This window comes from Micromonospora sp. ATLC16, assembly GCF_057196645.1.
This window is the reverse complement of record NZ_JBXUOW010000001.1, coordinates 39,494-63,787: the sequence shown is the minus strand read 5'-3', so window position 1 is coordinate 63,787 and position 24,294 is coordinate 39,494. Positions and strand designations below refer to the sequence as shown.

Sequence of the window (24,294 nt, the reverse complement as noted above, 5' to 3'; positions counted from 1 at the left end):
AGCCAGCCACGTCAGCCGGAAGCAGGGTTCTGACCGGCGGTTGTCCGGGCGGCCGGACTCGCGGGGGTGTTGTCCGCGCACGACCGGCCCCGAACCTCGACGGCAACCCGACCCGCCGCCTCCCCAGCCCCTCGGCGCACCTCGCACTCCCACACCCTGAGCACCCGCCACCCGGCCTCTACCAGTTCGTTGTCCACCCGCTGATCACGTGCCCTGTTCGTGGCGATCTTCGCTGCCCACTTCTCGGCGTTGGGACCTCGGAACCGGGAAGGCCCGTGCTGCGAACATCCATGCCAGAAGCACCCGTTGACAAACACCGCGACGCGCGTACCCGGAAACACGAGGTCCGGTCGGCACCGGTTGAACAGGGTTCGCCCCAGGCGAAATCGAAGGCCGAGAGCATGCACGGCGCGGCGCAACGCCATCTCGGGCGCGGTGTCTCGTGTACGCCGTCCTCGTAGATGCGATCCCTGGGCTGTGGCCACCCAGGTTCCAGAACCAGCCCCCGACGGTGGGGAGCCACCGCCCGAACGTGTCATCACAGTCGTTACCTCGCTCGAGGGCTTTCCAACCCGCGGTCAGGGCTCACCTTGTCTACCAGTCATTCACCCGCTGCGCCTCAACGGACCTTGAATGGAGGGCCCAGATGCCGCTCCCAGTGATACATGCGATTTCCAAGGCCGAAGACCTTCGCCCGAGACGACGCGCATCTGAGCCGGGCTCGCCGACTCCGTCCCACAACTGATGCACCCGCATTGTGATCGTCTCAGCACGGCCGGTTGTGTTGCTCGATGCCCGTCACGGTCCCGATGGCCGGCGCCTCTATGATCTTGTCCCCACCACTACCCAGCATTGTCCGCGCCTGTGCACGCCCGCCAAGCGCCCAACCGACCCCACCAACATCACCCCGTGTTGACGGCAGCAGTCGACCACCTCACCAAATATCCGGCGGTACTCGCACCTGGTGTGATACGCGAGTTGCCCAGTTCCTCACCAGTCACTCTGCCGAATCCGCGGGTCCATGAGGATTGCCCAGGTGTAGGAAGCGCCTTGGCGCCCGGCCAGCTGCCCCGGTCCATTTGCGGGCAGGCGCGGCAGAGCCTTGGCAAAGTTCGTACGGGACAGGTTCCTGTTGGTCCTGTCGACTCGGAGATAGTTCCCGGGTACCCGGTAGGTGAAGGGCAGACCGCTCACCGTCCGGAATTCCTGCCCGGCGCAGCCGCGTATCCGCTCCCACACTGACTCGATCGTCGTCACCCTGTCATCCTCCGCGACCCGGCCGCGCCCCGGGAATAGCCCATGCGTCCAGCGCGAACGGCACACGGCAAGCGTCGCCTACACTCGCCGCTACGATGCGCGGATGCCCGCCAGCCTGCTCGACGCCGTAAGCAACCCGGAAGCCGAGCACCACCTCCGGCGCTACCTCGCCGAGGAGGGCTCGCAGCGGTACACCGGACGGCGTTTCGAAGCGTTGGGGGGCGGTGGCGACCAGGTCGCCACCCGCCACGTGATCACCGCCGACGACCTCGTCGCCGTGCAGATGCTCGGTGTCCGACTCCCCGCTGAGATAGCGATTGACCTTATTGAGGGCGACCTCGGCCAAAGAATCACCAAGCTGCTGGCGAACATCGATGTCGCGGTCGAGATAGGTACCCCCGCAGCGGCCGGCCTGATCACCCACGGCTCACCCGCCTCTCAGGCTTGGACGCTACTCACGCAGCAACATGGCGTCGACTACGTCATAGCCGGCAAGCTGCTAGCCCGTAAGCGCCCAGGCCTGATCCCGGTGTACGACCGGGTGATCCGCTGTCAGGTTGGTGAACCGGACCACGTGTGGCGCAAGCTGCACAGCCAACTCGCCATGGACAACGAGAAGCTGCGCCACGAGTTGGCCGCCCTGCACGTTCGTGCGGGTATTCCGGCCTCGGTGCGAGTACTGCGGGTGCTCGATGTGGTGCTCTGGATGCGGCACCACCGGCAGCACCAAGCCCGGGCATGCCCGGGCTTTGGCACTGTGTCACTGGGATGATGAATCGGCCGGCGACGGCCATTGCGTCGTCCCGGGCAGCTGGGCGGCGATGGACACGATTGACGTGCGCCTTGGGAAGGCCAAGTTGTCTCGCCTCGTCGGCTGCTCGAGTATCGACATCGGGTACGCCAGGCGCGAGTGGTCGCCCGAGGGGGGCGAGTTCTGGCGTCGGGAGCTGGCCGGTCGAATTCACGCCGTCGCTGGCTTTGCCAGCTTATGCGAGTGCCTGCCCTCGGCCGGCCTGGGCCGGATGAGGGCGGCGGCGGTGCGGTCACCCGGTGGGGTCACGTTCGCCGCGGCGCTGCGCTGCGAATGTGGTTCCGGGGGTTGTGGTGTCGGCTCAGCGGCTCCGCGTTCGGATCGCCGCAAGCCGCGAACAACGACGGGGTCGTCACGTGTCGCTGTCTACCGACGTCGGAGACAGGGTTCGATGCGTCGCGCGTCCTGTCGTCGAGGGGCGTCCGGGACGGCGGTGTGCGGGTTTAGCCTTGCGGCGGCCCGGCCTTCCGGCGTGGGGCGAAGGGATGGCCGAACGCGTCGGGCCCGTGGTCGGGGTGTTGCAGGTAGGGCAGCGCGTCGGCGAGGTCGGCCAGGGTGAGCAGGCCGTGATGGCCGTGCAGTTGCCACAGCGGTCCGGCGGGGCCGAGGGCGGCCTGGGTGGCGTGGTCGCGGCTGGCGGTGACCACGGGTGCGAACAGGGTCTGCTCGGCCAGTCGCTGGTGCAGGTGGTGGGCGCGCTCGGCGGAGTGCAGCCACAGCAGCACCGGCCACTGCGGCCCTCCCCAGCGGGCCATCCGGTGGTAGTCGTCGAGTTTGCGGACGAGTTCGGTCAGGGGTTCGGTGCCGGTGTCGTACTCGAGGAAGAACGGCACCTGCCGGTTGCCGGCCTTCCAGATGCCGTGGCCGTCGGGATGGATCGGGGCGGGACTGACCTGGAGTGCGACGTGTGAGTCGGCGTTGGCGAAGACACCGAGGTCGGCGCAGCGCGCCTCCGGCCACCACCGCCGCAGTTGGTGGTCGGGGTGGGTGCGGGCGTGGCCGGCGAGGTCGGTGAAGAACTGGTTGACGCCGAGCCGGTGGTCCAGGAGACGGGCGACGGTCCAGCGGCGGCGTCGGGCCTTGGTCTGGCTGGGCCGTGGCGGTGGCTGGTCGCGGTCCACGGCGACGAGTTCCGCGCCGAGTTGGTCCAGGACCCAGTGGTACGGGTAGGAGCCGCCGTCGGTCTTCAGCGGCCGGAACCGGTCGATGACGCCGACATCGTGGAGCCGGCGCAGCCGGCGTTGGGCGAAGTCCAGCGACGGGAACAGGGCGTGGGCGACCTGCGGTGTGGTCAGCACGCCGTGGTCGGCCAGCCAGCCGAGCAGGACGTGGTCGCGGGCGGTCAGCATGGACTGGGCACGAAGAATCTGATCGGACATGGTTGGTGGCTCCTGCGGGGGTGAGGGAGAGACCGGAAGGTCTCTCTGAGCTGGGACGGATCTGATCAATGGCGGCGTGTGCTGCGGTGTGAGCGGAACCGGGGGTCCGTTGCGGGGTCAGGTTCAAGGACGACCCCGCAACGGAGGCGGGCACTGACGCCGCAACTGACCTCGGCACGGTTCACCGGGCCGTTGATTACTGCGAGGGCCGGCCGAGAAGCGGCAAACGGCCGGAGGCGTGTGAGAGACGAGCTGGCCGCTCGATCCCGCGAGTCCAGCGGGTACCTTGTTCCGTCGACGGGGGCCCCGTCCCATCGGCCAGGCTGGCGACAGCGGGACAGTCCCGCCGTCGGTGGCACACTCCCGCCGCCCGCGGACCCCGAGTCACGCCATCCCCGGCGATGCGCCATCTGGCCGGTAGCCCCGGCGCCGCCGCGACGGGCCAGCGAATGACGCGATGACACCAGGTCCGCAGGTCACTTCCTACCCGGCCCGCGAAGCGGCCAGATCGACGATCGCGCCCCGTAAGGAAGCGGATCTGCGAGCCGGTACCGCGCCCGGACGACCGCTTGGGCGGCATGACCACGGTCGGCGCGGCCGGATAGACGGGCCCCGCAATCCGGGACAGCCGTCACGACGTACGCCCGATCGGGGGCCGCACTGCGCTTGCACTTATTTAACCGCCGTTTGTGTGCGCTGGCGAACGCCTGTCCGACTCACACCCACTCACAGCGCTGCGCCGCCCCGCGCCGACCGACAGCCGGCCCACGTTCCTACAGGCCCCTGACCAGGGCTGTGAGTGCGTGCGGCCCCGGCGCGAGAGCGCGAGACGACGGGCTATCCGGAGCCCTACACCCTGGCACCCACAGCGACTCACAGCCACTCACAAAGACTCACAGCGGCTCACAGCGACCGACTCCCGTGCCGCCGAAGATGAGCCGTCCCTGGTCACGGGGTCCACCGCGGTTCAACGTCGCTGTCAACGGACCGGTGGGACGTACCCGCCGGCGCTTCGCGCGCACGAGCCGCGCGGGGAGGAGTGACCCGGGGTCTCGGCCACGGTGACGCCGCCTGTTCACCTGGGGACATGATGCAGCGCCTCATTCACGCCAGGCGCCGTCGCACCTTGGGAGATGCGGGAGGCCAACTGCGGCGCCCGAGCCGGTGCCGCGCCACCATACGATGTCAACGACGCCCTTCGATTGACATGTTGTCCGCCGCAGCGTGCCGCGGCCACGGACAAAATGGCAGAGCCGCCGACAGCGGCACCGCGTCGCGTATCCGGACACGCCCGTCGACCGCAGGTTTCATCCATCCACGCTCAGCGATTGACATCGCGTACGTAGGCGTTGTTCGCAACTAGATGGGGCGTGTCAACGTGTGCCGCAAGACGATGTCCGAGCGGTGGCATGTGTCATCGACACCAGTCGTTGACATTCTGTCCGGCGCGGTCGCTGAGCAGGGCATTGACAGTCGGGATGCGCGCGCGACACGGGTCTCCGTTGACTTCCGGCTGGCCACGGGGCGCACCTGCGCCAGCGCCAGCGGCACCGGTGTGACGCCACTGCGCCGGCGCGGGCAGAACGACCGAAGGCCCGCCGGCAGTGGCGCGCACCTCGCGGTGTCACGTGTCCGCCAGCAATCCTTGACATCGATGAATATGAGTCAATACGCCCGCCGCGGCCACGGTCGTGTGACACGTTCGCGCGGTCGCCGGCATGTCATCGGGCGCGACATCAGGGGTCGCTTCCGACCGCGAGGCGCCCGCTACAAGATCGACGATTACCGCTGCCTGTGCCTCGGGCGGGTGCGTTGGCACCAGGTGCGGTGCGTGGCGCGGACCAGAGTCAGCGGTTGAACGGCGGCTCTGTGAGTCGCTGTGAGCGGCTGTGAGTGAGGCAGGCGTTCGCCAGGGCACACAAACGCGGGTTTACAAGTGTCAGGGACGACTCGCCCGGCGCGGTCGACATCACCGTGAACGAGCACCACCTCGGGCCACACGGCACCTGTCCAGCCCGCTAACCCGGAACCACCTTCGTCCGTGTCGCGACCACTCAGCTTGCTCAACGATCCACCGCCGCCGCCCGGGCCACGGCGCGGACGCCGCCGGCATCTCCGCGCCGATGGCTACTGCCGGATCGACCAGCCGCCCACGCCCGGCGACACCGTCACCGCTCCTGTCTTGATCACCGGAAGGACCACCGCACGATGAGCACCCCCGACCAGCAACCCATCCCCGCGACTCCTACCCGCCCAGCCGGCGACGGCTCCCACGACACCTGGACCACGCAGCGGATCCGCGCCCTGGGCGCGGTCACCGACCTGGGCACCGCCGCCCGAATCTTCGGGCTGTCCCGGTCCGTCGCCTACGACCTGGCCAAACGCGACCGGTTCCCCGTCCCGGTGCTGCGGTTCGGCACCCGCTACCGCGTACCGGTCGCGGCCATCCTCACCGCCCTGCACCTACCCGCCGACGACCCGGGGTCCTCGACCGGACCGCCCGACGACGACTTGACCGCCGGCGGAAGTCACGCGTCGATCACCCCGTACCGAATCCGCAGCGCCCGGCTGCCGCACTCCCCGACCGAAGGGAACACTTGACCATGGCGGAAGGATCCGTCTTCAAACGCTGCTCCTGCCGCGACAGCGACGGCCGCAAACTCGGCAACCGCTGCCCGCAGCTGCGCCGGCCCAGCGGGGCGTGGAGCTCCGCCCACGGCCGGTGGGCCTACCAACTCGAACTGCCCGCCCACCCCGGCAAGTCGCGCCGGCAGCTGCGCCGCAGCACCTTCGACACCCGCGACGCCGCCACCGCCGACCGCGACCACGCCAAAGCCCTGCTCGCCCTCGCCAGCGACGACCCGGCCGTCGCCGCCGAGATCGCCGACCTGCTCCTCGCCGTCGCCTCCGGCGCCCCGCTACCGGACCGCGACACCATCGCCCGCCGGGTCCGCGCCGGCCTACCGGCCACCGTCACCACCACCGTCGGCGAATACCTGCAGTCGTGGCTGGAGTCGCGCCGCAACCTGCGCAGCGTCCAACCCAACACGATGCTCGCGTACGAGTCGCACATCCGCACCCACCTGGTCCCCCACCTTGGCGCTATCCCTCTGGTCAAACTGCGGGTGGAGCACATCGAGGCAATGTTCACCGCCATCGCCGACCGCAGCACCGCCATCGAGGTCGCCCGCCAGAGCGACGACCCCGCCGTGCGCGCCAGCGTCCGCGGCCTGCGCACCACCCGACCGGCCAGCATGCACCGCGTCCGCGCCACCCTTCGTAAGGCACTGAATGACGCCATCCGTCGCGGCAACAACCGGCTCATCGACTTCAACCCCGCCGCCCATATCGAACTGCCCTCCGGCGTACGCCCCAAAGCCCGCGTCTGGACCGCCAACGCCGTCCAACGGTGGCGCGACACCGGTGAGCGACCCAGCCCCGTCATGGTCTGGACCCCCCAGCAGGCCGGCGCGTTCCTCGACCACGCCGAAGAACACGACCACGCCCTCTACCCACTGTTCACGCTGATCCTGCACCGGGGCCTGCGCCGAGGCGAAGCCGTCGGACTCACCGACACCGCCGTCGACCTCGACAACAGCCTGATCAGCGTCACCCAACAGATGGCCACCCACGGCTACACACCCGTCATCAAGAAGGTCAAGTCCGAGTCCGGCAACCGGATCATGGCCCTGGCCAGCATCACCCGCACCGTGCTGCGCGCCCACCACGCCCGCCGCGCCAAGTGGAAACTCGCCGCCGGCCACGCCTGGCCCGACACCGGACTGTTCTTCGTCCAACCCGACGGGCAACCCTGGCACCCCAACACCGTCACCGACCGATTCGAGAACCTCGTCCGCGACGCCGACCTACCACCGATCCGACTACACGACCTACGCCACTGCGCCGCCACCTACCTCAAAGCCGCCGGCGCAGACCTCAAAGACATCCAGGAACTCCTCGGCCACTCCTCCGCCGCCATGACCGACGTCTACACCTCCGTCATCGCCGAACTCGACGTCGAACGCGCCAAGGCCGAAGCCGCCGCGAATCTACTTCCCCGCCGGCGGAAACGGGCCGCGTAGACGGACAACATTCGCCAGACGGGTGGCAGCCCGAGGGCTGCCACCCTCGCCGTCGAGCACGACTCCGTTCGCTGCACGACTCCCGCCGTGGACGCGAGCGGCGGACGGAGCGCAGACGGCCCGCCAATTTAGTGGCCCGCGCGCCCAGCCGTCCCTGGACCGGCGGCGACTCGCCGGCAGGCGGCGGTAGACATCGTGGCCCGACTACCTGCCGAACGCCCCGACGCGATCCTGATCGAGGTCGGCTGTCCTGCCGGCCTGTCACCCCATGCACCTACAAGGACCAACACCGACGACAACTCCCGGAGAAACGTCATGACCAGCAATTGGCAGGAATTCCAAGAACGGCAGGCCGCTGCCTTCGCAGCGGTACACGAAGCCCTCGTTGACCACACCATCGAGATCCGCACCGCCGGCCAGCTCGCGAAACTGATGCAGCGGCTGCCCGCCGACACTCCGATCACCATCGCCAGCAGCACTCGCATGGATCCGCGCCCGCCGACGGACCCCACACAGCAGCGCACCATCACCACGGCCCAAGCGATACCCCTTGATCATCCGGACAAGCCCGTCGAGGTCGACGACGGCGACGAAGTCTGCGAGTCCATAGCCGTCACCCCGGCGGTTGAACTGGCCGCGGTGATCGTCGCTCACGACGCACCCGGCGTACCAGCGATGGTCGTCCCGGCACCCGCCTACGAACGCGCCGTTGACGCCTTCCGCAGCGGTGAACCGTGCGTGGCACTCGACACCCAGGTCGAACTACTGAACTGGATGGCCAGCACGCTAGGAACCACGCACCCCACGGACTCCGACGAAGAAGACGAAGTCGACGGCATCCGGACGTGGATCGACGATGCTGACCTGCTCGCCGCGCTAGACGTAGAAGGCGGACGCCTACAACAGGCGGCAGTCCGACTCGCGGCACTACGCGCCCGCGTCGCCGACTACGAGATCGTCGCCGATGTCACCTTCGACGCCGAGGACATTGTCCGACGCGCTGCCAAGAACCCGCCACCCGACGAAGAGGGGCGTTCTCCAACGACGTGACCACGCACAGCTGCACCGAAGCCGCGATGTCCGCGCCCACGCCACCGTATCGCCGAACGCCTCACTGAAGGCAGGAGGAAGGCGTCGACCGCATCGACCACCGGTCGATCCGCTCCAGATCGACCCCGCGGTTCTCCAGCGCGAATTGATCACCGCTGGCCGGCGCGTCTGAGCAAGCGACTGACGAAGGTTGACGAGAGCCGATGTCACCCGACAGCATCGAGGTCGCGGCACTGTGTAGTCGCGAGCGGGAGGGCCTTATGCTCGTCAACATCGTGGCTGGTCTGATCACGGCCGCCTTGCTCGCAGCCGGCGGCCTGGTCCTGCGGCACCGCAAGCACCTCGGACTGCTGGGGACCACATTGACGTCTGGACGGCTGCGTGTGTCGGTTGCGGCCCTGCTGCGCATCAAGGACGACGACGGCTACGTCCTGATCCACCATCCGTTACGGCCGAGCGTGTACGGGCCGCCGGGCGGGGTGGTCAAGTACACCGACGAGGCGCGCGGAGCCCTCGACGCAGTGGGGTTCGTCGAGCAGCGCCCGGCTGGCCGCGAGGCGACGATGAGACGCGACCTGCGTGGTTTTGTCCCAGCCCGGCATGGCATCGGTTTTCTACGCTGGTACGACCGCTGTGCCGGCCGCGAGTCCGGTCCCGAGTGCCTGCGGCGGGAGCTGCGCGAGGAACTATCCGAGGCCGGGTACCCGGAACTGGCCCCGCTGGCCGACAAGCTGCGGTTCGAGCTGGTCAGAGCGGTCGTCGACGGGCCGCGGCCCACGCCGGGCAAGCAGCACCGCACGATGCGGTCCTTCGAGGTATACGACCCGATCCTCGACTCGCCCGAAGCCGTCGAGCTGCGGCGCCGCATGCTGGAGTTGGCACGCGATGTGTCGGAGACCGAGATCGTGCTCGCCCGGATCGCCGATATCGAGGAGGGTCGCCGCGAGCAGTTCCTGATCAGTCCGCAGTCGGCGTTCCTACTGGGCACGCGCCGGATCCATGAAGACCTGCCCGCCCTGCGCTGACCCTGCGACCGACATTTTGGGAGGAGGCGGCACCGGATGGCGCCGACGATTGATCCGCTCGCCGCGTTCCTGGATACGGAGGTGGCGTCGGCCTTGCAGCGCTGGGCCAGGGCCGGTGGAGGCATCGTCGAGCTGCCGGACCACAAGTGGAGCGCGTCGGGCTTTACCGGCGCCGTGGTGACCGCAATTCTCTTCAAGGTTTGGCACAGCGGCGGTGGCTGGCGCTCGCATAAGCAAATCATCAAGGTGATTCCGGCGGGCAAGGAGTGGGAGACAGGCCTGCACGAGCTGGCCTGGGAGCAGAACAACGAGTTCGCCGAGCGTTATCTGGTTCGTCAGTTGGGCCGGCCCTGTGAGGTGGGCGACGGGCGCTACATCATGTTCCAGGACATCGCGGGCGACCTGCTGGACTATCGCCCGATCGACAAGCTCTCTCCCGAGATGCAGGAGGCAGGCTGCGCGGCCGTAGCGCGGCTTGTCCTGACCGAGTGGAACGGCGACCGATGGCCGGACCGAGTATTGCTCGACCGGGACGCCGTCGACAACTATCTCCGCCACGAACTGCGAGAGCCGATCGAGCAGATTGAGCGCTGGGCGGAAAAGCGCGGCCTGGTGCGGCCCGGGGACGAGCATGTCGGCGTTGACCGGCTGCCCAATCCCATCGCGATGGTTCGATCCGGCCTATCCGTACGGCATGTTGTGATCCAGTACGTGTACGGCCTGAGCCACGGCGACCTGCACCGCGGCAACATCCTCGTCCCTGATGCCTTGCCGCTGGAGACCGACCAGATCAGGGTCGTCGACCTGGCGGCGTTCGACCCGGCCGCTTCGCTGACCCGCGATCTTGTCGCGCTGTGCCTCTCGGCCGCCGCGGCCGAGCTCGGCGTCACGCCTGAGGCGTCGGAGGATCTGGTCCGTCTGCTCCTGGCCGGCACCGGCGAACCTTCTGGGGCGGAGAAGACGGGCAAGGTCCTCCGGGCCGTCCTACGGGCGGCCGGACAACCCGCGCCTTTCCGGGTCGAATGGCGGGCGCAGTATCTGCTTTCGTTGCTCGCCGGCGCCTTGGCGCACACCACCTACCGGAACCACAGCGATGCCGTGAAGCGCTGGTTCTTTCATGTCGCGACCAGGGCCGGAGCGGAGTTCCTACGGTTCGCGGAAGAATGGGACATGATCCCGGCAGAGCCGGAGACGGACGAGAAGCCGGAGCAGGTGATCGTGTCCCTGGTGTCGGCTGCGGCTGATCGGACCGCCGCCTACGACCTGCAGCACCGGCTGTTCGACGTCGTCAGAGCGAGGGCGCTGAACTGGACGATTCGCGTCCTGTGGCACCGGGATGAGGCCACCCAGTCGCACCGCAGCGGTCTGAGCCGTCCGGACGTTGTGGTGGTCCTGCTCTCCGAGCGCAGCGCCATAGACCCCGGCTGCAAGCGCGAGATCAGGGCGGCCTTGACCGGCGCCATCGATCTGATCGGTTTCCGGACCGATGGGATCGAGGTACCGCACGAAGACCTGCGCGGGGCGCCGGTGCTCGACTGCGGAGACGAGGGCTTTGCCGATCTCATTGGCCGGATCACCGAGATCTCGATGCAGGGAAGAGTGGGCCGGTCGCTCGAGGAGAAGCTGTCCCGGACCGAAGCGGAGGAGCAACGGGCGGACGGCGCGCAACGGCGAAGACTCGCGATTCACAACCGTGAGCAGCGGGTGCGGCTCGAGGACGAACTTCGCCGCCGGGGCTCCGCCGGCCGCCGTCCTGACGCGGCCGGGCCCGCAGACCTCACCGAGGAGACCGTCTCGGACGACCGCGTCCGGCTGGTCAACCAGGCGCCATCCGTCCCGGCGGCCGAGTTCCACGATCGGGTGTCCGAGAAGCACCGGGTAGAGGAGGCAATAGCCGACGCCTCGACCCGGGTGGTCGTGGTCCACGGGGCCGCCGGCGTGGGCAAGACGGCGTTCGCGGCGGAGCTCCGGCGCCGGCTCGCCGCGCGGGAGGCGGAGGCCGAGGCGGATGCCGTGGTCTACCTCTCGGCCGACGGATACCGACCCATCAACGTGGCCACCGTGCTCGCCGACCTGGCCCGGACACTTCCGGAGAGTTCGGGCCGGGCACGACTCGAGGAGCGTCTAAACGACCCGGTCGAGTGGCGCGAGAAGCTGACCGAGGTGCTACTAGCACTTCGGAACACCACGGTCGTGGTGATCCTCGATGCCGCGGAACACCTGCTCGACGACGGTGCCTTCCGAGACCGGGAGCTGGGCGCGCTGGTCATGGAGCTGGCCGGTCGCCCTGGACACACGACGACGCTGGTCCTGACGGTCGCGGGCGGACCGCCGCAGCAGCTCCGCCGCGACCTACCAGCCAATGTTCGGTTCGTCCCGATGAATCCACTGCCGTTCGACGACGCCATCGCCCTGCTGATCGCGCTCGACCGTGGGGCGGCGCTCGCCCTGTACCGGATGGAGCCGGTCGACCGGCAGCGTGCGTACACGCTGAGTCAAGGAAATCCGCGCATACTTGAGTTGCTGGTCGGCGTGCTGCGACAGGAGCCGGACACACCGGTGCCCCGTCTTCTCGACGAACTGGAGCGGGTGCCTCTGCCGGATGTCGAGGCGACGCTCCTCGAGGCGACCTTCAGCAACCTCGACCGCACGCAGCAGCGGGTCGTGCAGGCCCTCGCGGTCTACGGGCGGCCGGTCCCGCCGGAGGCGATCGACTTTCTGCTGGCAGACCTGGTGCCAGGGGTCGACAGCGCCCCGATCCTCCGGGGCCTGCACGAACGGCGCGTCACCCACCACGACCACGGGCACTACTTCCTGCCGCCCGCGGAGAGCGACCGAGTCGTCCGCGGCTTGGAACGTGGCGATCTCGACGACCACCGCCGGGTACCTCTGCCCTTCACCCGCTTTGCGATGTGGCATCACGCGGCGAGGTACTTCGAGGAACGCCCAGTGGTCCGGGTCCGAAGTCTGCTCGATCTGCGGCCCGCATTCAGCGAGATCGACCTTCGTATCCGCGCCTGGGACTGCCGTCGCGCGTACCAGGTCATGAACACCATCGAGGACTACCACCTGCGCCACTGGGGACAGAGCAACGCACTGCTTGAATGGCGACGTGCGGTCCGAGGCCGCATCGGGGATGATACCGAGGAAGCGAACAACCGCCGCCGCATCGTCGCGGCACTGCAACAGCAAGAACGCATCGACGACGCCCTCGTCGACCTAGCGGAGGCCCGCCAGAAATGCTCCTGGTTCGGCGCGCCCGGGGCCCGGCTCATGCTCGACATCCAGCTGGCGACCGTCCGCTTCGAAGCCGGCGAGTTCAGCCGCGCCGCGCGACTCTTTCGCCGGCAGGTCTGGCAATGCCGCATGCTGGGCAGAAGCCGCGAGCTGGTGATCGTCCGCGCCGACCTGGCGCTCTGCCTGGCTCGGACTGGCCACCACGCCCAGGCCCTGCGCGCCTTCAGCACGGCACTGGCGAACGCTCGCGCGCTGCCGGACACCGTGGAGCGCGACCGGATCCTCCCGTTGCTTCTCGTTGACTATGCCTGGGCCCTCGGACAGATCGGTGAGCCACGATCGGCGTTGGCCCTGCTGCGGGAAGGTGCCATCATCGCGTCCGGAGCGGCTACCGAGGACGAGGTCGCCCTGGGGCTGTGCTTCAACGGCGAGGCTGCCGTTCAAATTGACTCGGGTGCGGCCAGCGAGGCCGTCGAACCGGCCCGGCGTGCCGCCGAACTGGGAGTGCGCACCCGCGATCCGCGTCTAATCCGACAGGCCAACCTCAACCTGGGCCTGGCGTACCTGCGCCTCGGTGGCCGGGACGACGAGGCGCTCGCCGCCGCGGAGGTCAGCGCGAGGCTGGACAGCGGGGATCGTGCGGTTGGGGCGAACGGCCTACTCGGGATCGCCGCGTTCCGCCAGCGGATGCGAGACCGGGCGCGGCTGGCGTTCCTCACCTCGCGGGACGGCGCCAGCGAGCGCATCGGTCGAGAATCCGGCGACTATCTCGCCTGGGAGGCCAAAGGACTGGCCTCCTTCGGCCTCGCCCTGATCGAGGAATCACAGCGGCGCAGACGCCTCACCGAGGCAGGGGAAGCCTTTGAGCAGGCCCGCCAGATCACCTCGGCGCTGGGTGCCGTTAATCGCAGCACCGCCCTGCTCAGTTCCTTTGGCGAGCGGGCCGATGACGATTTGGTCGCCGCGATGACAGCGGTGGCCCGGGGGTCCGCGTCACGCTTCTCTTACTAGATCTTGAACACCGACCGTACCGACACGTTGCTTACGGTCCCGTCGGCCCAGCGGACCCGGAGTCGGCGCAAGCCAGCCCGGTTGACGTGCACGACCTCGCCCGTAGACTCCTGACCTGGCCGGGGCTGTCGCCGTCGGACCCAGTCACCGCGCCGCCATCCCTTCCGATTCGAGGGAGCGTCGCCCGGGCCAATGGATCGGTAATTTTCATTGACCACAGTCATCACTCCTCAGTTGCGTGCAAAGGCGCAAAAGACCGCTGCGCGGAGCTAGTTGTCCGCCAGCGCGAATAGATGGTCCGGCACGGTTGTGGAATAGCGACGCCGAGGTATGTGCACTCGAAGTTACGATGCCAACACACCGCGCGTCTATGACGTCCTTGATGGCGGTGGAGTGCCTTCCATGGCGGTATCCTGCCGCGGCCACGCCGCGTCGGCGCCAACTTCGGACCCCCGTCCATACCGGCAGGGCCGTTGCGCTCTCAGAGCATGACGGACTGGCCAGGTTTTTCATGGAGTGAATGGCCTCTATAGAGGTGATTGAAGCGAATAAAGCCTGCAGGTGATCATGGGAGTTTTGGCGCTGCACAGCCACCAAGGACTACACCCGCCGATGGCATCATCTCTGATGTCCGCACTCACCGTGACAGCCCCAGACCCGAGACACCCCCGGCCCCGCCACCTACGGCGACCGCCGAACCCTCCTCGACGCCGTGAGCCTGGTCCCGGCTGCACGGAATCCTCGCGGGTCCGGTATCAACCAACGCGCTGACCGTAGGTCAGACGATCTCCTAGGCCGCGACTAGCATCTATCCGAACATGCAATGACCCTGTCCGCACCGGCGAAGGGCGGTAGGAATACCTTGTCACGTCGTATTCGGATCGCCGTATCCGATCCGCTCCCCATGTTCGGCCGGGGAATCGCCGAGGTAATGCGCGACACCGACCACGACGTCGAATTCCCCAGCGATCTATTAACCTGGGGCGGGCATGCCGGACCGCATCTCATCTCGCTAACCCTGCTCGGCCCGTCGGATTGGACACTACTCGCGGCGCTGCGGGACAGTCGACCTCAAACCTCGGTGATTGCCGTCATCGAGAACAGCGACGTGGACCATTGTGTGCGGGCACTGACCTCCGGTGCCGTGGGCGTAATGGCGCGGGAGTCCGACGCTGGTACGGTGCGTAACGTCCTGTCGGCAGCCGCCTCAGGCCGCAGCCTCCTTCCGGCCGACGTGGTCCGGGCTCTGACGTCGCTGCCCCGATCGCTGCAAGTCGGACATATCCCGACGGAGACCGAGATCTCGTGGGTACGCCTACTCGCCCAGGGCTTCACGGTCGCACGGCTAGCCGCGCACGCGGGTTACTCCGAGCGGACGATGTTCCGCGTCCTGCGCGCCATCTATGAGCGATGGGGTGTCGCCAACCGCACCGAGGCAATCGTCCACGCACGCGGAAACGGCTGGATCTGAGCTGTCAACGCTGAGGTGTGATCAGGCTGCCTCGTAGGCCCACCACCAGGTGGGTGCAGTCGTGACGCGGTGCCGCCTGGTCATCGCGCGGTTTGACGTGAGTCTTGGCGGTCAGCGGGCTGATCGCCATGTTTGCGACGATTTATCGTTGTCCAGCCCGCGAGCCGTCAGCGCCTCGCCGCGGGCGACGACGGTGACGGCGTGCAGCACGTCGGCCGAGGCGACGTACCAGAGCAGGAACCCCGCTAGTACCGCCCCGCAGCGCTCGGGCCAACAACATGCGGGTGGTTCGTGCAAGGTTCATTCCACGCGCATGGATCACAGGTCAACATGTTGTGGGCCGGAGGTACCACCATGCGAACCGCACCGCGACGATCGCCGGTGACCCGCTACCGCTGAGTTTGCCCAGCTCACGGGTGCCGGGCGATGCCCGAGACTCCGGTGCATCTCGCCGATGCTATTCGTTTCGATAGTCGAGGTACCTTTGATCGCCACCGCGATAGTCGGCTGGCGACGCCGCGGCCATAGAGGCGGCGATCGCACAGGCGAAGACCGTCACACCGATCGCCACGGCAGCGGCAGCCTCGCGTCGAGCAAGGCTCCGCAGCTTGGTGTGCGCCAGTAGGACCGCCCCACCTGCCATACTGAGGAGCGCCGCGCCGACCCCGAGTTGGTAGAGCATCGGCTGAAGAGGCGTCGCGGCCAGGAACGATGTCATCGACAAGCCAACCGCAGCCGCAGAGAGCAGCGCCAAACCACACAACCAGCGCGGAACGCGGCTGACATCGGTTCTGCCCAGTGAGCCTGACGAAACGTTACCGTGGTTGGGCATACCAACACCATACATAGACGTACGCCAGCCACCGCGCCGACTTCACCTCCACCGACCTTCGGCCGGGCATTCACAGCCTTCTCAACAAGACGTGACGCCTCACGCTCCTGCCGCGGACGGCTGAACCCGGCAGGACGGCTGCGCGGCTGCCTAGGGCGAAGACCTATTCCCACTACCGACTCCTGCTCTTCCTGCTCACCGAGGATGGCGTACGGCAGGTCGACCTTGAGCTGGACTTCCGACGCGCTGACCATCGCGACACGCAGCGACTCAACTACCGATTCCACGCGATCTCCGCCGTCCGGATCGATGGATTGGCTCTGCGCAAGCCGACGTTCCACCTCACGCTGAACAGCGGCGAGAAGATGACGGTCCAGGTGACCGGGACGGACACCAAACCGACCGAACCCAACGAGGACCCGAGCTCCATCACTGACCTGACCGTCGACGCTTCGGGCCTCCACCAGACCCTGCACGTGCTGGAGGGGGTCGCCGCAGAAGGCAAGGACTGGGTGAGACTCCGCCGGGAGCAGGCCGATAACCGGCTCGCCGAACTGTCCCGCCGCACCAGCGGGCTGCTGGACTGAGGGCACCGGATTCCGCCCGGCCTCTTGGCCGAATTTCCGCCTTCCGGTCGTGGGCCTTCAGGAGGCAGACCGGATCGGGAGGAAATTGGGAGCGCGTACTGATCTTCGCTGGCCATACTGGTGCCCATGAAGCTTGCTGAGGCCTTGGCGCTGCGCGCGGATGCGGCGCGGCGCGCCGAACAACTCCGTGCCCGCATCACGGCCAGCGCCCGCTATCAGGAGGGTGAGGCGCCGGCTGAGGATGCCTCGGCTCTCCTCGCGGAGGCGGGCGACGCACTCGGTGAGCTGGAGTCGCTTATCCGGCGGATCAATCGCACCAACGCGGCCACGGCCGTGGACGAGGCGGGCACGCTCACGGACGCGCTCGCGCGTCGCGACGTGCTCCGTCTGCGGCACAGCGTGGTCACGTCCGCGGCGGACGCCGCCGCGGGTGAGGGTCAGCGTGGGTATCGGCAGCTGCGGTCGGAGTTGAAGATGATTCCGGCGCTGCCGGTGGCCGAGCTGCGCCGGCAGGCGGATGGCCTCGCCCGGCAGCTTCGCGAGGTGGACACGCTGAGCCAGCGGACGAACTGGGAGGTCGAGCTGCTGGACTGAAGGGTTGCGGAGCAGGTAGCCGACGTGGAGGCGTGCACGAACCCGCGAGCCGGCGGGTAATCCGGCTCACTCCTGGCGCGCCGAGGGCAGGCGCAGGGGTTCGATTCCCCGGCACACATCGCACGCCCAGCACAGCACACAGGTGACGGCGCACAGGGCACGGCACACCACCGGGTGCAGATCCACGACGGCGAGGGTGGGACAGGGGACTTCCGCAACCTCCTACAACAAGGTCCCGCCGATTCTGGCCGCCGTCGCTCACGCGCGACCGGGCGACGGAGGACACACCCAGGCATCCACTACGGCGCGGCTACCGGGTAACCGATCGCGACGAGGTCCTTGTGCGCCATGGCGACAGTGAGTTGGGGGTTCAGGGCGCGAACCACCGCGTCGGTGAGGGGCCGGTGCTCGACGACGTGCGCGACCGCCGCCCGGTCCACCTCGATCTCGTAGTAGTCGCCGCAGAACTCGACGAACCGGTCCACGATGTCGTCGAGCAGGATGTCGAGCATGCCGGAGCCGTCCGGCCCGACGTCGTACGGCCCGAGCAGCGGCGGGAAGTCGATGCCCTTCCCGGCGCGCCAGCAGTTGTCCCCGTTCAATCTCCACAGCACAGCGGTGGCGAAGAACTGCCCCGTCTCGTCGCAGAACGCAGGTTCGGTCACCTGCGGGTGCAACGCCTCGGGGAGGCCGTCGAGCAGGCCCGGCCACAACTCGTGGTCTGCGTCGCCATAGGGCGACATCGCCGACTCATGATCGAACACCCGGATGAACGCACCCTGGCTCGTGAACACGATGGTCCACTCGTCGCCGCTGCCGTTGCTCATCGACGCCGCCTCGTCTGGGCCCCAGCGAGCGGTGTAGCCGTAGTAGGGCGCCCCGCCGTCGATGATGCGTTCCAGGACGGCGAGCGCCTTGCAACGCTTCCGCAGCTCGTCGATAGCGGGCAGGCGGGCGGCGATGTCGTACGCGGTCACCGCGCGAGCCTACGGGTGACGGAGACGTCGTCAGGCATGCAGGGAGTCGTCGTGACTCAGTCTTCGTCAGTAGCCAGCACCGCGACCATGACGCCGCCGCCCTTGCCGATCACGAAGGCGTCCATGACGTGTCGGGTGACCGGTTCCCATGAGACCAGGTCGGTGTTCGTCCACCAACGGGTTCCATGGCCGAGCAGCTTCACCAGCGCCCGGAGCACATCACGAGCGCGCTCCTCCGAGTATCGCCCCCGCGTCCCGTAGGCGAGTGTGCGTGAGGCCAGTCTGATCAGTAGGGCGGAGGCGACGTCCTGGCTTGCCTCTTTCATCCGCGCGGACAGCTGCGCCGCCTCCTGCGGGGCCTGCGGCGGGGCTCCGGTTGGACCGCCAGCATCCAGAACGGCAGCGCCGGTCAGGAACGCGAACGCATCGGGGAAGGGGTCGCTGGTGTTGGTGAATCGGATCACGGTCCATAGCTGGCCGTTGCCGTACGGGCCCGGCAGCCCGGCCAGAAGCTGCCGGATCCGTACGAGCCGCTCGGTGGCATCCACCGCCGATCACTCGGCCTGCTCGACCGGGCGGAACTCGTGGACCACCTCGATGAGCCCGACGATGTGCCGGTTGAACTCGTCGAGTTCCTCGGCCGGCACCCACAGCTCAAGGATGTCGCGGCCGCCGAACTGCCGGACTGGGTAGCGGGCGGCGAACTCCTGGTCGACGTGGAACCGGGTGACGTAGCCGACGCCGGAGGCGGGGACGTTCCAGTCCCGGGCGATCATGATCGCGTACTGCTCGTTGAGGACGGGATAGAAGATCGGCTGGTCAGGCAGCCGCGCCGGCCAAGCCTTCCAACCAGACGCGCGGACGAGCTCAAGCTCCTGCTGACCGGTCGGCCGCCACAGCGTCATCGTCTCCGTCACCACAGCTCTCCTTCTCCGACCGAGGTACGGTACCGGCAGTCGCGAAACGCGCTGGTCCCGCACCGCGCGGGTCTGGCAGCCTGCTGGTCATGCCCGAGACGAATCCCCTGCCGTGCAGCCTGCCCGAGCTGCAGGCGCTCGTCGCTGCGAAAATGCGCCTCAAGTACCTGTTCTTCTGGGGCCATCGGCCCCAACCCGACGGCAGCATCGGACCGGGTTGCCTGAGCCAGTGGTGGCCGGCCCCGTTCGTCGTGGACGGCATCCGATACGCCACCCGCCGAGCACTACATGATGGTCGGCAAGGCGCGCCTGTTCGGCGACGAGGCGATCGCCGAGCAGATACTGGCCGCGTCGCACCCGGGCGCGGTCAAGACCCTGGGCCGGCAGGTACGCGGCTTCGACCAGGCACTGTGGGAGGCGCACCGCTTCGACCTGGTCGTCGCCGCCAACGTGGCGAAGTTCAGCCAGCACCCCGACCTCGGCCAGCACCTGTCGCACACGCGTAACCGCGTGCTGGTGGAAGCCAGCCCGGTGGACCGCGTCTGGGGTATCGGCCTGGCCGCCACCGACCCACGTGTGCATGATCCCGCCCAGTGGCGCGGTGAGAACCTCCTCGGGTTCGCACTGATGCGCGCCCGCGCACACCTCGATGCAGGATGACCTCAAGATCCACGGCGGCTTCACCGCTCTCGTCAGCGGTAGCAGCCTGAATCGTCCCCGCTGCAGTCAGCTCAGCCCGGCCCGGTCGAGCCGATGCAGCAGGCTCGGCTTACGCGCATGCCGCTCCCGCAACAGCCGCATCCGCTGCCGAAACGCCTCGGCGTCGCCGTCCCGATCGGCCAGCGCCTTCAGGTCGCACAGCAGGACGACGGCGGCGTCGTACTCCTTCGGTCGTTTCGTCTCGATCATCGCGTCCACCCGCTGCCACTCCTGCTCCTGCCGGCCCGCGAGCACGTTCAGCCGCTGCTCACGGGCAGCGGCAGCCGCCCGCTCCCGACGCTCCCGCTCGGCCGCCTCACGCTGCTGGGCGAGCTGCTGCCGCCGTGACCAGCGTTCCTCAGCGGAGGCCAACAGCTCCCCGACCGTACGGCCGGTCCGAACGCCCTCGTTCGGGCCCGTGCCATGGAAACGGGCCAGCAGTTCCGAGCGCAGGTGCGCGTCGCCGCGCATCAGCCGTACGACAATGTCGTTCTTTTCCGCCTCGGGCAGCGCCGTCACCCACCGGGACAACGCCGCCCCCGACGGCGCCTTCTCTTTCAGCGGAGCGCTCCCCTCCGCCGCCACGGCGAGCAGCTCCGGGTCCAGCCGCAGGAAGTCGGCCAGGGCGCGTTGCGGCCCAGACAGGTCGCCCAGGCCAGGCGGGACGGGCGGTTCCGGCTCGTCGTCCGCGGCCTCGCGGTTCTGTACGCACAGCAGCCACGCCAGGTACAGCAACCGCCGATCCCCGGCGGCCAACTCCGCCCGGCCGGGAAGGATCGCGGCGAGGCGACCGGCCCCGTCGTACTCCTCCTCTTCGTCGCCGTCCTCGTCCTCACTGTGCAGGTCGAGAATCACGTGGGTACGGGTCGACCACGAACAGGCCGACTGTCCGACGCAGTACTCTGCGGCCGTCCCCGGGTCCAGCGCCGCGACCGGCAGCCGCAGCGCGACACGATGGGTGCCCCAGTTCGCCAGGTACAGGAACGCGTCGAAGTACCGCTGCATCCACTCCCGCGGGTCGCCCTTCAGGTCACCCCACTGGTAGTCGTTGACGAAGCTTGACGAGGTGATCCGCGCCCGCGTCGACAACGCCCGCAACTCACGCTGCTGCACCGAGGTCAACGGCCGGTCGACCGCCACGAACTCGTAGTACTGGTACTCACTCACCGATGCTCTCCCTCACCACGAGGATCATCCGTTCAGGTACGCGCCGGCTCACTGCACGCCAGCGAGACTGACTGACGCAGCCCGACGTCGTAAAGCCGTCCCGGGACGGTGCCAGGTGGCGGACGCGCGCATGCGGGAGGATGGGCCGATGTTCGTCCTGCGTGCGACCGCGAAGCTGCGCCAACGCATCGGTTTATCCGCCTCGCACGACGGCGAGGAGTCCACGACGTTGCTCGGTGACTGGTACGCGACGATGTTGCCGTGGCGACCGCAGGTCGCGCTGCTCGTCAACGAGCGCACGTTGTTGCCGGCGCTGATGCCCCTCGCCCCGGCTGCCACCATGCCGGCCCGGGTCGCCGACCAAGTCGGTGACGTGCTCACCGCCCACGGCGTGCCCGATGTGGTTACTCGCGCCGAGGTCGACCAGATGCGCCAGTGGCGGGTCGTGCCGACTGCAAGTCGCAGCATCGTCGGCGTCATGAACGAGTTCGCCTTCCTCGCCGGCACCTGGCGTGACGCTGCCAAGCCGAACCTTGTCGATCTCGCCGTGCGGCTGGCCGCGACGCCCTGTAGCCCGCTCTACCAGCGTCACGTCAGTCCGGATCGCGAGCTGATGGCCATCGTGCAGCACGTCAGCTAAGCCCTACGGCTCAAGCTGCGCCAGGCCGAGATCAGTCGCGCCACGTCGGCGTATCGGTCGTTGGGCGTCGTCTGCGTGGCGCAGGCGACCACCTGGTGTTGCGCGGGGGAGCCGCGCCAGCCGTGTGGGGAGTCCAGGAGGTGCTGGATGGTGCGACCGAGGGTGTAGACGGTGGTGCGCTGGTCGATGACGGCTCCGCGCACGGACTCTTCGGGAGCCATGTATCGCAGGGATCCTGGGAGGCGGTCGGCGTCGAGGACGAATGGGCCCGGCCGGTACTCGTCCAGGTCGATGAGCCGCATCCGCTTGGCGGTGAAGTCGTAGAGGAAGCAGCCGTCGTACAGGTCGACGGCGACGTAGCCCGCTGCCGCGACGGTCAGGTGCGCGTCGAGGATCGTGTCGATGGCCGCCTCGACCTCGGGCAGGGGTAGTTGCTGGAACTGCACCAGCGCCGAGCGGTCCGAGCCGCGTGTGGTGGCGTGATTGAGGACCCGGCCGTCGTGCCACGGGTACACCAGCTTCGGCCCGTCGAGAACGTGCTCCGGGCGGACGATCGCCGGGTGTCGGACGGAGGCGTGGAACTGGACAGCTCGCCGAAGCGAACCGCGCGCTGCCGCAGTGGTAGCTGTCTTGACGAACCAGCGGCGCCCGTACGCCTCGACGCCGTAGGAGACGCACCCCGAGCCTTGGGCGTCGAAGACCGCGAACGCGGACGCCAGCGATAGCTCCAGCACGCCGGTGAGCCTATGCGCCTCCGCCGAGGGCAGCGCCGCGGAACTCTGCGTCTCCCATCGGTGGCGTGATGTGGCGGCCTGCCGCGCGACACCCCCCGCCCAGGTGGGTGCAGCGTCCGGCCGTGCGGTGGGGGAGTGCGTTGTCGGCACTGGCCTCGTATGGGCCGGGATTCAGTGGGCGACCATGCCTCTGACTCCGTAGGTGTCCCACCACGAGGGCCGGTGTTCGCGTAGTTCTCCCGCGACTCTCGTCAGCAGGAGCCAGTTGCCGTTGAGCACGAGCGCGGCGTCCTCGTGCCGGCTGGCGAGAATCCGGCCGACGGCCGACACCATGGTGGGGACCACGTCCTCGGGTGGATCGTTCTTTCGCAGGTCGAAGGCGATGTTGGTGTACGGGTCGGGTTCCCATTCCCATTGGGTGCCGTCATCGTCTTCGGCGTCGAAGTAGCCGTTGCTGCCTGCGTAGATGGTGACCGTGTAGCCGAGTTCCTCTCGGAGGTCGGCGCTGAGGAGCCGGGGGTAGCCGGGCCGTATCGACTCCTCGGCGCCGTGCGGGGCGACGAGGCGAGCGAGGTCCTCCAGCGGGATGTCGCCGGCCAGGGTCAGTCGGTACTCGATGCCCACGTGCTGCCTGCCTTCTCAGTCTCGTCGGACGATCTGAATGATCGCACCGCTTCGGGTCACCGCTGCCAGTTCCTTGAGCTGCGGGACCGGCCAGTCGTCGAACTGCTTCTGCAGGGCAGTGATGTCGCCGCGCCAGTCCTGCAGGTTCAGCACCACCCGCTGGGTCTGCTGCCTGGCCACCTTCTGCGATACCTCCGTCCACACCCCGCGTACCGCCTTGCCGGGGGTGGGCGCGTAGCAGTCGAAGACGTGGCCCTCGATGAGGTAGTCGGGTTCCTTGTCGGGCTTGCCCACGTCGCCGGTGCTCTGGCGTGCGTCGGCGATCTCCCGCCGTGTCGGGTTCTGGTGTACGCGGTAGCCGTCGTGGGCGAGGGTGTCGGCGCACTCGTTCTCCAACTCCAGCGAGCGCCGTACCGCGTCGTCCTCCCGGGGTGGGATTCTGGTTCGTGGTCCGGTCGGCGAGCCGCCCGGAACGCCCGTGGGCGGCCTACTCCAAGGGGCAAAAGCCGATCCGGGTAGGTCGGAGGCTTCCTTGGCGAGTGTGGTTGCGGCTGTACTGCCGTGGGTGTCGGGGGAAGGGCTGGCCGGCGAGGGACCGCCAGCCCCCGTCAGTTTCCCGCTGATCCCAGCTGTCTTGCTTCGGCTGCTGCCGCGTCGACGAACTGCCGGGCGGTGCCGGTACGTTGAACGATGAGCACCACGACCTGCTTGACGCCGTCCAAGGCTTGTAGCAGGGGTCCCGGCTGCCCGCCGAGTAGGACGGCTGTAACGAGTTGCTGTGCCTCGCCGACCTGACTGATCACTGCGGTCGCCGCGTCGCGGGCGCCGTCCACCGCGCTCTGCACCGGTGCGAGCCCGGCGATTGTCTCCTGCGGTGTGCCCTGGCGGGGCACCGCCGCGGTGGCCTGCGCCGCCTCCCCGATCGACGCCGAGAGGCGGCCCAGACCAGCCTGGATCTCACCGATCGCGCCATGGACCCGGACCATGCCGGCAGCCACCGCGGCGAAGCCGGCACCTGCGGCACGAACCCCGACCTCCTGCGCCTGGGTACCGGCTGCGGCGGTGAGGCCGCGCGCTCTGTCGACGCCGGCTGTCAGGGCACGCAACTCAGCGTCAACCTTCTCGATGTTCGACATGGGGCTGCTCTCCACCCGTTCGGCGCCGGTTTACTTTCAGCTGCACTCCGGCGAATACAGGCCA

Annotated in this window: 21 protein-coding genes and 1 pseudogene; 11 read left to right on the top strand and 11 right to left on the bottom strand. The window is 68.3% G+C overall.

Translation table 11 applies throughout. From position 1 onward, the window contains the following. Positions 1-11 precede the first annotated feature (11 nt). A complete protein-coding gene (locus AC2CHE_RS00335; protein ID WP_484502840.1) occupies positions 12-539 on the bottom strand; it encodes a very short patch repair endonuclease in 528 nt (175 codons plus the stop codon). Positions 540-1,360: 821 nt separating this feature from the next. Here AC2CHE_RS00335 and AC2CHE_RS00330 point away from each other — a divergent pair. Beyond that, positions 1,361-2,029, top strand: a complete 669-nt coding sequence (locus AC2CHE_RS00330; RefSeq protein ID WP_484502839.1) for a DUF6308 family protein — start codon at positions 1,361-1,363, stop codon at positions 2,027-2,029. Between the two features lie 482 nt (positions 2,030-2,511). On the opposite strand, the gene AC2CHE_RS00325 is transcribed toward AC2CHE_RS00330, so the two are convergent. Next, the gene (locus AC2CHE_RS00325; RefSeq protein WP_484502838.1) at positions 2,512-3,447 is read right to left on the bottom strand and encodes a replication-relaxation family protein; all 936 of its coding nucleotides are present in this window, start codon (positions 3,445-3,447) and stop codon (positions 2,512-2,514) included. Between the two features lie 2,208 nt (positions 3,448-5,655). Here AC2CHE_RS00325 and AC2CHE_RS00320 point away from each other — a divergent pair. The 6 genes from AC2CHE_RS00320 to AC2CHE_RS00295 all read left to right on the top strand — a co-directional run bounded on the left by AC2CHE_RS00320 (position 5,656) and on the right by AC2CHE_RS00295 (position 15,323). Beyond that, entirely contained in the window at positions 5,656-6,048 is a 393-nt protein-coding gene (locus tag AC2CHE_RS00320) for a DNA-binding protein (RefSeq protein ID WP_484502837.1), read from the top strand. Positions 6,049-6,050: 2 nt separating this feature from the next. After that, positions 6,051-7,529: a tyrosine-type recombinase/integrase gene (locus AC2CHE_RS00315; protein WP_484502836.1), complete on the top strand. Its 1,479-nt coding sequence runs from the start codon at positions 6,051-6,053 to the stop codon at positions 7,527-7,529. A gap of 315 nt (positions 7,530-7,844) precedes the next feature. Further along, positions 7,845-8,579 (top strand): hypothetical protein, encoded by a 735-nt coding sequence (locus AC2CHE_RS00310; RefSeq protein WP_484502835.1) that lies wholly within the window; start codon positions 7,845-7,847, stop codon positions 8,577-8,579. Between the two features lie 203 nt (positions 8,580-8,782). After that, positions 8,783-9,604 carry an SMODS-associated NUDIX domain-containing protein gene (locus AC2CHE_RS00305; RefSeq protein ID WP_484502834.1) on the top strand — a complete coding sequence of 274 codons (822 nt, stop codon included), beginning with the start codon at positions 8,783-8,785 and terminating at the stop codon, positions 9,602-9,604. A 36-nt stretch (positions 9,605-9,640) separates the two neighbouring features. Further along, positions 9,641-13,852 (top strand): NACHT domain-containing protein, encoded by a 4,212-nt coding sequence (locus AC2CHE_RS00300; protein WP_484502833.1) that lies wholly within the window; start codon positions 9,641-9,643, stop codon positions 13,850-13,852. 823 nt (positions 13,853-14,675) lie between these two features. Continuing rightward, on the top strand, positions 14,676-15,323 hold the full coding sequence (locus AC2CHE_RS00295) for a helix-turn-helix transcriptional regulator (RefSeq protein WP_484502832.1): 648 nt from the start codon (positions 14,676-14,678) through the stop codon (positions 15,321-15,323). A 457-nt stretch (positions 15,324-15,780) separates the two neighbouring features. On the opposite strand, the gene AC2CHE_RS00290 is transcribed toward AC2CHE_RS00295, so the two are convergent. Beyond that, a complete protein-coding gene (locus AC2CHE_RS00290; protein ID WP_484502831.1) occupies positions 15,781-16,155 on the bottom strand; it encodes a hypothetical protein in 375 nt (124 codons plus the stop codon). A gap of 314 nt (positions 16,156-16,469) precedes the next feature. Between AC2CHE_RS00290 and AC2CHE_RS00285 the strand changes: the two genes are divergently transcribed. Next, the gene (locus tag AC2CHE_RS00285) at positions 16,470-16,742 is read left to right on the top strand and encodes a hypothetical protein (RefSeq protein ID WP_484502830.1); all 273 of its coding nucleotides are present in this window, start codon (positions 16,470-16,472) and stop codon (positions 16,740-16,742) included. A gap of 126 nt (positions 16,743-16,868) precedes the next feature. Next, positions 16,869-17,336, top strand: a complete 468-nt coding sequence (locus tag AC2CHE_RS00280) for a DIP1984 family protein (RefSeq protein WP_484502829.1) — start codon at positions 16,869-16,871, stop codon at positions 17,334-17,336. A gap of 299 nt (positions 17,337-17,635) precedes the next feature. Here the strand turns inward: AC2CHE_RS00280 and AC2CHE_RS00275 are convergent, their stop codons facing one another. From AC2CHE_RS00275 to AC2CHE_RS00265, 3 genes are read right to left on the bottom strand one after another with little or no spacing between them, the layout of a single operon-like run. Next, on the bottom strand, positions 17,636-18,313 hold the full coding sequence (locus AC2CHE_RS00275; RefSeq protein WP_484502828.1) for a hypothetical protein: 678 nt from the start codon (positions 18,311-18,313) through the stop codon (positions 17,636-17,638). A 56-nt stretch (positions 18,314-18,369) separates the two neighbouring features. Next, on the bottom strand, positions 18,370-18,861 hold the full coding sequence (locus tag AC2CHE_RS00270) for a hypothetical protein (RefSeq protein ID WP_484502827.1): 492 nt from the start codon (positions 18,859-18,861) through the stop codon (positions 18,370-18,372). A 6-nt stretch (positions 18,862-18,867) separates the two neighbouring features. After that, on the bottom strand, positions 18,868-19,230 hold the full coding sequence (locus AC2CHE_RS00265; RefSeq protein ID WP_484502826.1) for an ADP-ribosylation/crystallin J1: 363 nt from the start codon (positions 19,228-19,230) through the stop codon (positions 18,868-18,870). Between the two features lie 89 nt (positions 19,231-19,319). On the opposite strand from AC2CHE_RS00265, the pseudogene ybiA reads away from it, so the two are divergent. After that, a pseudogene (gene ybiA, locus AC2CHE_RS00260) lies at positions 19,320-19,890 on the top strand (riboflavin biosynthesis intermediates N-glycosidase). Between the two features lie 66 nt (positions 19,891-19,956). Here the strand turns inward: ybiA and AC2CHE_RS00255 are convergent. Beyond that, positions 19,957-21,096, bottom strand: coding sequence for a hypothetical protein (locus AC2CHE_RS00255; RefSeq protein ID WP_484502825.1), 1,140 nt, complete (start codon positions 21,094-21,096; stop codon positions 19,957-19,959). A gap of 148 nt (positions 21,097-21,244) precedes the next feature. Between AC2CHE_RS00255 and AC2CHE_RS00250 the strand changes: the two genes are divergently transcribed. Then, a complete protein-coding gene (locus tag AC2CHE_RS00250) occupies positions 21,245-21,736 on the top strand; it encodes a DUF6933 domain-containing protein (protein ID WP_484502824.1) in 492 nt (163 codons plus the stop codon). On the opposite strand, the gene AC2CHE_RS00245 is transcribed toward AC2CHE_RS00250, so the two are convergent. The 4 genes from AC2CHE_RS00245 to AC2CHE_RS00230 all read right to left on the bottom strand — a co-directional run bounded on the left by AC2CHE_RS00245 (position 21,733) and on the right by AC2CHE_RS00230 (position 24,230). Further along, positions 21,733-22,470, bottom strand: a complete 738-nt coding sequence (locus AC2CHE_RS00245) for a protein kinase family protein (RefSeq protein ID WP_484502823.1) — start codon at positions 22,468-22,470, stop codon at positions 21,733-21,735. The genes AC2CHE_RS00250 and AC2CHE_RS00245 overlap by 4 nt on opposite strands. A gap of 171 nt (positions 22,471-22,641) precedes the next feature. Continuing rightward, positions 22,642-23,094, bottom strand: a complete 453-nt coding sequence (locus AC2CHE_RS00240) for a SitI3 family protein (RefSeq protein ID WP_484502822.1) — start codon at positions 23,092-23,094, stop codon at positions 22,642-22,644. Between the two features lie 15 nt (positions 23,095-23,109). Then, positions 23,110-23,496, bottom strand: coding sequence for a CdiA C-terminal domain-containing protein (locus AC2CHE_RS00235; RefSeq protein WP_484503019.1), 387 nt, complete (start codon positions 23,494-23,496; stop codon positions 23,110-23,112). A 206-nt stretch (positions 23,497-23,702) separates the two neighbouring features. Next, positions 23,703-24,230 (bottom strand): DUF6244 family protein, encoded by a 528-nt coding sequence (locus AC2CHE_RS00230; protein WP_484502821.1) that lies wholly within the window; start codon positions 24,228-24,230, stop codon positions 23,703-23,705. Positions 24,231-24,294: the final 64 nt, after the last annotated feature.

What these genes read in the sequence shown, in the direction of transcription:
- AC2CHE_RS00280 (WP_484502829.1), top strand. Translation starts at nt 16,869, where the DNA reads ATGAAGCTTGCTGAGGCCTTGGCGCTGCGCGCGGATGCGGCGCGGCGC.
- AC2CHE_RS00315 (WP_484502836.1), top strand. Translation starts at nt 6,051, where the DNA reads ATGGCGGAAGGATCCGTCTTCAAACGCTGCTCCTGCCGCGACAGCGAC.
- AC2CHE_RS00325 (WP_484502838.1), bottom strand. Translation starts at nt 3,447, where the DNA reads ATGTCCGATCAGATTCTTCGTGCCCAGTCCATGCTGACCGCCCGCGAC.
- AC2CHE_RS00310 (WP_484502835.1), top strand. Translation starts at nt 7,845, where the DNA reads ATGACCAGCAATTGGCAGGAATTCCAAGAACGGCAGGCCGCTGCCTTC.
- AC2CHE_RS00320 (WP_484502837.1), top strand. Translation starts at nt 5,656, where the DNA reads ATGAGCACCCCCGACCAGCAACCCATCCCCGCGACTCCTACCCGCCCA.
- AC2CHE_RS00300 (WP_484502833.1), top strand. Translation starts at nt 9,641, where the DNA reads ATGGCGCCGACGATTGATCCGCTCGCCGCGTTCCTGGATACGGAGGTG.
- AC2CHE_RS00305 (WP_484502834.1), top strand. Translation starts at nt 8,783, where the DNA reads ATGTCACCCGACAGCATCGAGGTCGCGGCACTGTGTAGTCGCGAGCGG.
- AC2CHE_RS00290 (WP_484502831.1), bottom strand. Translation starts at nt 16,155, where the DNA reads ATGCCCAACCACGGTAACGTTTCGTCAGGCTCACTGGGCAGAACCGAT.
- AC2CHE_RS00335 (WP_484502840.1), bottom strand. Translation starts at nt 539, where the DNA reads ATGACACGTTCGGGCGGTGGCTCCCCACCGTCGGGGGCTGGTTCTGGA.
- AC2CHE_RS00295 (WP_484502832.1), top strand. Translation starts at nt 14,676, where the DNA reads ATGACCCTGTCCGCACCGGCGAAGGGCGGTAGGAATACCTTGTCACGT.
- AC2CHE_RS00250 (WP_484502824.1), top strand. Translation starts at nt 21,245, where the DNA reads ATGTTCGTCCTGCGTGCGACCGCGAAGCTGCGCCAACGCATCGGTTTA.
- AC2CHE_RS00230 (WP_484502821.1), bottom strand. Translation starts at nt 24,230, where the DNA reads ATGTCGAACATCGAGAAGGTTGACGCTGAGTTGCGTGCCCTGACAGCC.
- AC2CHE_RS00330 (WP_484502839.1), top strand. Translation starts at nt 1,361, where the DNA reads ATGCCCGCCAGCCTGCTCGACGCCGTAAGCAACCCGGAAGCCGAGCAC.